The organism is Arthrobacter sp. UYEF21, assembly GCF_040546085.1.
In the GTDB taxonomy this organism is placed as follows: domain Bacteria; phylum Actinomycetota; class Actinomycetes; order Actinomycetales; family Micrococcaceae; genus Arthrobacter.
In genome coordinates this window covers 74,693-81,749 of record NZ_JBEPNF010000017.1, presented here as the reverse complement: position 1 = coordinate 81,749, position 7,057 = coordinate 74,693, and the positions used below count along the sequence as shown (strand labels likewise).

Here is a 7,057-nt window from a genome sequence, read left to right as displayed (position 1 = left end):
CAGGATGGCATGACCCGGCAAATTCAACCAATTCAATACAATAAATTGGTATCAACAAACTTGGCACACTATTGAGTTCTCAAACAACAGACACATTCAAATACTCTTCGAAACAATTCAGTAAATGAATTCTTTTGTTTCGTTTTTCTTCGCTGCGATGTTTATACTTTAGTTGATTCAGGTTTACTTTGCAAATCCCGGTTATTTTCCGGATATTCACTCAATAAGCTGAATCCACCCAGCAAAAATCGAAACTTTCCATCGATCGCGCTTCGCACATGATGAATAGCTTCTCATTTGAAGGGGGTTTTGTCGCCACTCAGCGGCGGCGACTCAGAAAACAATACACGCTCCCCCGCTGCCGTGCAAATTGGCTGCGGAGAAGCGTGCATTGACAGGAATGGCGACTATGGGACCAGGACTTCCACGGTGGCGAGGTTCTTTTTCCCGCGGCGCAGCAACAGGTACTGCCCATGCAGCAGTTCCTCTTCGGAGATGACAGCCTCCGGGTCTGACACCTTCTCGTTGTTTACGTATGCACCGCCTTCGCTGACCGTGCGCCGGGCGGCAGACCTGCTGTCTGACAGACCGGAAGCCACCAGCAGGTCAACGATCCCGAGGCCGTCCACCTGGATCCGGGCGGAGGGAAGCTCCGATGTGGCTGCTTCCAGGGTGGGCCTGTCCAGTGCGGTCAGGTCACCATTGCCAAAGAGGGCAGCCGAGGCAGCGATGACCTTCTCGGTTGCTTCCACGCCATGAACCAGCGACGTGACGTCGAACGCCAGCTTCCGCTGGCCCTCCCGGGCGTACGGCCGCTCTGCCACGGCAGCGGCGAGCGATTCGATCTCGGCGCGGTTCAGGAACGTGAAGACCTTCAGCCGGTCCACCACATCAGCGTCTGCGGTGTTGACCCAGAACTGGTAGAAGGCGTACGGGCTGCACATGCCGGCGTCGAGCCAGATCGCGTTTCCTTCGCTCTTGCCGAACTTGGTGCCGTCGGAGTTGGTGATCAGCGGCGTGCCCAGGGCGTGGACACCGATGCCCTCCACCTTGCGGATCAGTTCGGTGCCGCTGGTGAGGTTGCCCCACTGGTCTGAGCCGCCGGTCTGCAGCATGCAGCCGTAGTCGCGGAACAGCTGCAGGTAGTCCATGCCCTGCAGGATCTGGTAACTGAATTCCGTGTAACTGATGCCCTCGTCAGAGCTGAGGCGGGAGGCCACTGCATCCTTGCGGAGCATTGTGCCCACACGGTAGTGCTTGCCGATTTCACGCAGGAAATCAATGGCGCTCAGAGGTGCCGTCCAGTCAAGGTTGTTGACCATGCGAGCAGCGTTGGCGCCGTCGAAGCTGAGGAAGCGGCGGACCTGTGCCTGAAGGTATCCCACCCACTCATTCACGGTGTCCTTGGTGTTCAGCGTTCGCTCGGCAGTGGGCCGCGGGTCACCGATAAGCCCGGTGGAACCGCCTACCAGTCCAAGCGGCTTGTGGCCGGCCAATTGAAGACGGCGCATCACTAGGAGCTGGACCAGGTTGCCCAGGTGCAGGCTGGGTGCGGTGGGGTCGAACCCACAGTAATAGGTGACCGGCTCACCGGCGAGGAGCTTTTCGAGTTCCGCTTCGTCGGTGGAGACGTGGATCAGGCCGCGCCATTTCAGCTCCTGCCAGATGTTGGCGAAGGAGGGGTCGTTCTGCTGGGATTCGAGATCGTTGAGTTCTGACACGACATCTAAGTTAGCAGGATCAACAACGCCCGGCGCCGTCATGAACGGCGCCGGGCGTCAGGAGTGCAAAAGACCTGTCGGCTTACTCTTCGATGCCCGCCGGAATACCTTCTGCAGCGATCAACCGAAGCCGCTGGGTGGGGCGGGTCATGGCCACGTACAAGTCACCCACCCGGCCGTGCTCGTGGTTGAGCATTTCGGACGGTTCCAGCACCACAACGCCGTCGAACTCCAGGCCCTTGGCCTCGCGCGGACTGATGACCACTATGTCCTGCTCATAGCTGCCCGCTCCGTTGCCGATGCGGCGGCCGTAGATGGCGCGGAGGGCTGAGGCGGCGGCAGGCAGAAGGTCACCGTCGGCGATAACCGCCAGGAGGCCGCCGTCGAGCGCTTCCAGTTCTTCGGGGAGCACCTCCACGAGGCGGCTGACCACCTGCCCGCGATCCACTTTGTCGATAAACGGCGACCAACGCCCCTCCCGAACGGCCTTCGGCACGGACACAACGAGTCCGGCTGCGTTGGCCATCCGGGCGGCAGCTTCGGCTATCTGGGACGGAGTACGGTAGTTGACCGTCAGCTCCTCCAACTGCCAGCGGTCACCGAACATGGGTGCCAAAGCACCCTGCCATGAATTGGCTCCGGCGACCGAACTCGTCTGGGCGATGTCCCCCACGATCGTGAAGGACTTCAGCGGGCAACGGCGGACCAGGAGCCGCCACTGCATCGGCGAGAGTTCCTGGGCCTCATCCACCACGATGTGCCCGAACGCCCACGAGCGGTCAGTGGTAGCACGCTCGGCGGCGGTCTGCCGGTTCTCGCGCTCCTGGTTCTGATCGGCCAGTTCCTCCGCAGTGATGAGGACATCGACACCCATATCCCCCATGTTCACCAGCGTCTGTTTGGCGTTGGCGAGGTCGCGGGCGCGGTCATGCTCCTGCTGGGCCAGCCCGCGGCCCGCCGCCGGATCGAGCTCACCAAGGAGTTCGGCCGCTTCGTCCAACAGCGGGACATCCGCCTCGGTCCAGGGCGCATTCGCCGGCCGCAGCAGCAGCGACTGCTCTTTGAGGTTCAGGTGCGGTGTGCAGGCCGCCAGTACGGCGGGCTTGCTCAGGAGTTCAGTAATCAGCTTCTCCGGAGTCATGGGCATCCAGCACAGATTCAGCGCGATCCGGACATCACGGGCCGTGCGGACGTCCTCGGCCAGGTAGGAGCGGTCGGCGTTGTTGCCGATGCTCCCGGCCTCCACCAGATCCGTCATCTGCTCCGTCAGCTCACGAAGGAGGATTTTGACGAACGTCAGGCGTGCCTCGTTGTGGGGCTTGCCGGTGGACCGGGCACGTTCGCGTGCACGGCTTACCTGCCGGGGTGTCAAGATGAGCTTGCGGCCGTCGACCTCCAGGATGCGGTCCTCAGCCGGGATCCGCTGCCGGTTCGCGACTGCGTTGGCTACAACCTTCGTCATCTCCAGCCGCCCCTTGATGGCCGCGACGTCCGCCTCAGGCTCAGCCACGGCGTGAATTCCCGGCATCAGGCGCCCCACGCTGGCCATGACCACGCCGGTCTCACCGAGGGAGGGCAGCACACGTTCGATGTACTTCATGAACGACGACGACGGCCCCACCAGCAGCACACCGGCAGTCTTCAGCCGCTCCCGGTGCGTGTAGAGCAGGTACGCGGCGCGGTGCAGCGCCACAGCGGTCTTGCCCGTGCCTGGACCACCCTGCACCACGAGGGCGCCGGAGATGGAGGATCTGATGATGCGGTCCTGCTCGGACTGGATGGTGCCGACAATGTCCGACATCCGGCCGGTGCGTTTGGAGTCCAGCGCCGCCAGCAGCGCTCCTTCGCCCTGCAGCGAGGCGTTGTCCGCCAGCATCCCGGCGTCCAGGACATCGTCCTCGATGGCTTTGACTTCACGGCCCTGGAGGATGAGGTGCCGCCTGCGCCGGACGCCCTGCCGGTCAAACGCCGTTGCCTGGTAGAAGTGGCCGGCCTCGGGCGCGCGCCAGTCCACCATGAGCCGCTGCAGATCATCGGTAGCCAGGCCGATACGGCCGATGTACTGGGCCTCACCCGAATCCAGGTCCAGGCGGCCAAAGACCAGCCGGTCATCCACCGCATCGAGCTGCGCCAGGCGGTCCTCGTAGAGTGAGGCAAAAGCGTCACGTTCGGAAACGTTCTGCATGGTGCCCACGGCACCGGCCCGGCGGACCTGCGCCAACTGCGTGCGCTTTTCCTCACGAAGCTCTTCGAGCCGCGCATACAAGCCAGCAACATAATCGCGTTCGTGGGCCAAATCGGCGTCGAGCATTAAACGTTTCCCCTATCGCAAAAGACAGACCGTCCATTCTACAACCATTTCGGTTAACGCGCCCGCCTGCCCCCTCGCCCCGGATGTCATCCACTGTTCACTTTTTATACCCAAGGCCTAGCTACCGGCGGTGCAGTCTATGCGGGCCGGACCTTCGCGGCCTTGTACCGGGACACGGTGCAATCCCCCGGCAGCCAGAACCGCCAGGGATAGTCGGCGGAACCGCCGTCGCCGGAGACTCCCACCCTGGGCCCGGAACTGAAGGCCGGCGCCCGCACCGGGAGTCGCAGTTCGAACGGCTCCGCGAGCGCGTCGCGTCCGCTGTCGGCAGTGGTGAGGGCCAGGGCTGTGGCGAGCCGCGCGGGACCGCTCGCCAGGTCCATTGCCGATTTCGACGTCGGCCGCCGCACCAGCGCCAGGTGCCGTCCCTCCACCACCTCGCCCGCGCGCAGCAGGACGGCAGACGCCGTTCCCGCGGGGCCGCAGACGATGTTGGCGCAGTAGTGCATCCCGTACGTGAAGTACACGTAGAGGTGACCGGCCGGGCCGAACATGGGGGCGTTACGGGCGGTTTGACCCCGGAAAGTATGCGACCCGGGATCCGGGTGCAGAGAGTCGCCGGGGCCCATGTAGGCCTCCACCTCGGTGATCCGCACGGCGACGGTGCCTTCCTGGCTGGCGTGGCTCAATACCGATCCCAGCAGCAGCGGTGCGATGCCCCGCGCATCACCGGCCAGCAGGTCGCGGAGCTGCTCCGGGGACTGCCCCGGTCCCACGTGAGTGCTGCTGACGGTCATGGACTGACTCTACCGAACACTGACGGCCATGTCCGATTTCCGCTAGCAGGCCCGGCGTCCGGCTGGCAGGATAGGGGGATGGACTTCTGGCAGCGCTACCGTGCGATTGACGCGCGGGAAACCCGTTTCGACGGACAGTTCTACACCGCTGTCCGCACCACCGGGATTTACTGCCGTCCATCCTGCCCGGCCCGGACCCCCAAGGCAGCCAACGTCACCTTCTACGAAACGTCCGCAGCAGCGCACGACGCCGGCTACCGGGCCTGCAAGCGATGCCTCCCCGAGGCGGTTCCGGGTACGCCGGCGTGGAACGTCAGGCAGGACTTGGCCGGCCGGGCGATGCGCCTGATCAACGACGGTGTCATCAACCGGGACGGGGTGGAAGGTTTGGCCTCGCGGTTGGGGTACTCGGCACGCCAGCTGAACCGGATCCTCAGCCACGAACTCGGCGCGGGCCCGCTGTCCCTGGCCCGGGCCAGCCGTGCGCAAACGGCATGCACCCTGCTGGTGTCCACGTCCATGAAGCTGGCGGACATCGCCTTCGCGTCCGGGTTCAGCAGCGTCCGGCAGTTCAACGACACCATGGTTGAGGTCTTCGCCATGACTCCCACCGCCCTGCGCGCCACTGCGCGGCATCACCCGCCCGGCACCGGCGCCACGGCTTTGACGCTGAGCCTGCCGTACCGCGAACCCTTCGATCCGGGCGTCTTTGCCTTCCTCGCGGTGCGGGCCCTCCCGGGGATCGAGGCGGGGACACCGACGTCGTACTCACGTACGTTGCGGCTCCCCCACGGTGATGCCCGCTTTAGCGTGAATTACGACGACGGCGCGTCGGGGCGGCCGCTGACCCTCACCATCGGTGCGGTGGACCTCCGCGACCTGCCGGCCCTGCTGAGCAGGGTACGCCGGCTCTTCGACCTCGACTCCGACCCGGTGGCGATCGACAATGCATTGGCTGCGGATCCCCGACTGGCGGTTTCGGTGGCACGCGTTCCGGGCATCAGGATGCCCGGCGCCGTGGACCCGCAGGAGCTTCTGGTCCGGGCCATGATCGGGCAGCAAATCACGGTGGCCGCAGCCCGGACGGCGCTGACGCAACTGTCCGTTGCCGGCAGCCCCAGCCTGGTTCCGGCCGAGGGGCTTGACCTGTTGTTTCCCACGGCAGCCGAGATCGCAGGCGCGGGCTACTCGCTCCTGCGAGGTCCGCAACGGCGGATCGACGCCCTGCGTTCCGCCGCGTCTGCCCTCGCCGGCGGCGAGCTGGATTTCGGTTATGGTGATGATCTGCAGGGGCTGGAAGCCAAACTGCTGCCGCTTGCCGGGGTGGGTCCGTGGACTGTGGGCTACGTGGCCATGCGGGTCCTCGGCGCCCCGGACGTCTTCCTGGCCAATGACGCTGCGGTGCGTAACGGCATCCGGGCCCTCGCCATGGACGCTGCAAACCCGCGCACGGCAAGCCCGCACACGGTAAGCCCGGGAGCCGCCGTCCAGGGGTTCGGCATCCCGGCGCCGGACTTCCGCGAAGTCAGCCCGTGGCGGTCCTACGCCACCATGCACGTGTGGCGCGCCGCGGCTGCGCCGAAGGCCCCTGTGCGTGAACAAAACGTTCCAGAGAAAGCGATGCAATGAAAGCCCAACTGCTGACCGCGCCCACACCGGACGGCCCATTCACCATCCTCGCGCAGGACGGCGTGGTGCTGGCCTCCGGCTGGACCGCCGAACCCGGTGAGCTGACCGGGCAGATCCACCCGGAACTGCGTCCGGGTGACGTGGAGGCGGTGACTGATCTGGGTCCGATTTCCCGGGCAGTGGAAGCTTTCTACGCCGGGGACCCCGCACCGGCCATGGCCGTTCCCGTGCTGCAGAAGTCCGGGCCGTTCCGGTCGCATGCCTGGGATGTGCTTCGGACGGTGGCGGCCGGAGCGCCGGTGACGTACACCGAGTATGCGGATCTGTCCGGAAAACCGAAGGCGGTCCGGGCTGCTGCCAGCGCGTGTGCCTTCAATGCCGCGGCCTTGTTTGTGCCGTGCCACCGCGTCATCCGCACTGACGGTTCCCTGGGCGGATTCCGCTGGGGCCTGGCCATCAAGGAGAGCCTGCTCGCCCGGGAGGCAAAGGAAAGCCTGCTGGCCCGCGAAGCGGTATAACGCTTACCGCACTTCGGGAGGTCCGGCAGGCCAGGCCAGCAATTCCGGCAGGTCGGAGGTGTAGGGCATCCGGTGCGGGGG

At 65.0% G+C, this 7,057-nt stretch carries 5 protein-coding genes; 2 read left to right on the top strand and 3 right to left on the bottom strand.

Features of this window, described 5'->3' with window-relative positions; genetic code table 11:
• Window positions 1-407 precede the first annotated feature (407 nt).
• The 3 genes from tyrS to ABIB27_RS16220 all read right to left on the bottom strand — a co-directional run bounded on the left by tyrS (window position 408) and on the right by ABIB27_RS16220 (window position 4,829).
• Window positions 408-1,721 (bottom strand): tyrosine--tRNA ligase, encoded by a 1,314-nt coding sequence (gene tyrS / locus ABIB27_RS16230; RefSeq protein ID WP_354217414.1) that lies wholly within the window; start codon window positions 1,719-1,721, stop codon window positions 408-410.
• 82 nt (window positions 1,722-1,803) lie between these two features.
• The gene (locus tag ABIB27_RS16225) at window positions 1,804-4,032 is read right to left on the bottom strand and encodes a HelD family protein (protein ID WP_354254273.1); all 2,229 of its coding nucleotides are present in this window, start codon (window positions 4,030-4,032) and stop codon (window positions 1,804-1,806) included.
• 137 nt (window positions 4,033-4,169) lie between these two features.
• Window positions 4,170-4,829: a DNA-3-methyladenine glycosylase gene (locus ABIB27_RS16220; RefSeq protein WP_354254271.1), complete on the bottom strand. Its 660-nt coding sequence runs from the start codon at window positions 4,827-4,829 to the stop codon at window positions 4,170-4,172.
• A gap of 78 nt (window positions 4,830-4,907) precedes the next feature.
• Here ABIB27_RS16220 and ABIB27_RS16215 point away from each other — a divergent pair, with 78 nt between their 5' ends.
• The gene (locus tag ABIB27_RS16215; protein ID WP_354254269.1) at window positions 4,908-6,458 is read left to right on the top strand and encodes an AlkA N-terminal domain-containing protein; all 1,551 of its coding nucleotides are present in this window, start codon (window positions 4,908-4,910) and stop codon (window positions 6,456-6,458) included.
• Window positions 6,455-6,976 (top strand): methylated-DNA--[protein]-cysteine S-methyltransferase, encoded by a 522-nt coding sequence (locus tag ABIB27_RS16210; protein WP_354254267.1) that lies wholly within the window; start codon window positions 6,455-6,457, stop codon window positions 6,974-6,976. Before ABIB27_RS16215 ends, ABIB27_RS16210 begins: the two co-directional genes overlap by 4 nt.
• Window positions 6,977-7,057: the final 81 nt, after the last annotated feature.

What these genes read in the sequence shown, in the direction of transcription:
- ABIB27_RS16225 (WP_354254273.1), bottom strand. Translation starts at nt 4,032, where the DNA reads ATGCTCGACGCCGATTTGGCCCACGAACGCGATTATGTTGCTGGCTTG.
- ABIB27_RS16220 (WP_354254271.1), bottom strand. Translation starts at nt 4,829, where the DNA reads ATGACCGTCAGCAGCACTCACGTGGGACCGGGGCAGTCCCCGGAGCAG.
- ABIB27_RS16215 (WP_354254269.1), top strand. Translation starts at nt 4,908, where the DNA reads ATGGACTTCTGGCAGCGCTACCGTGCGATTGACGCGCGGGAAACCCGT.
- ABIB27_RS16210 (WP_354254267.1), top strand. Translation starts at nt 6,455, where the DNA reads ATGAAAGCCCAACTGCTGACCGCGCCCACACCGGACGGCCCATTCACC.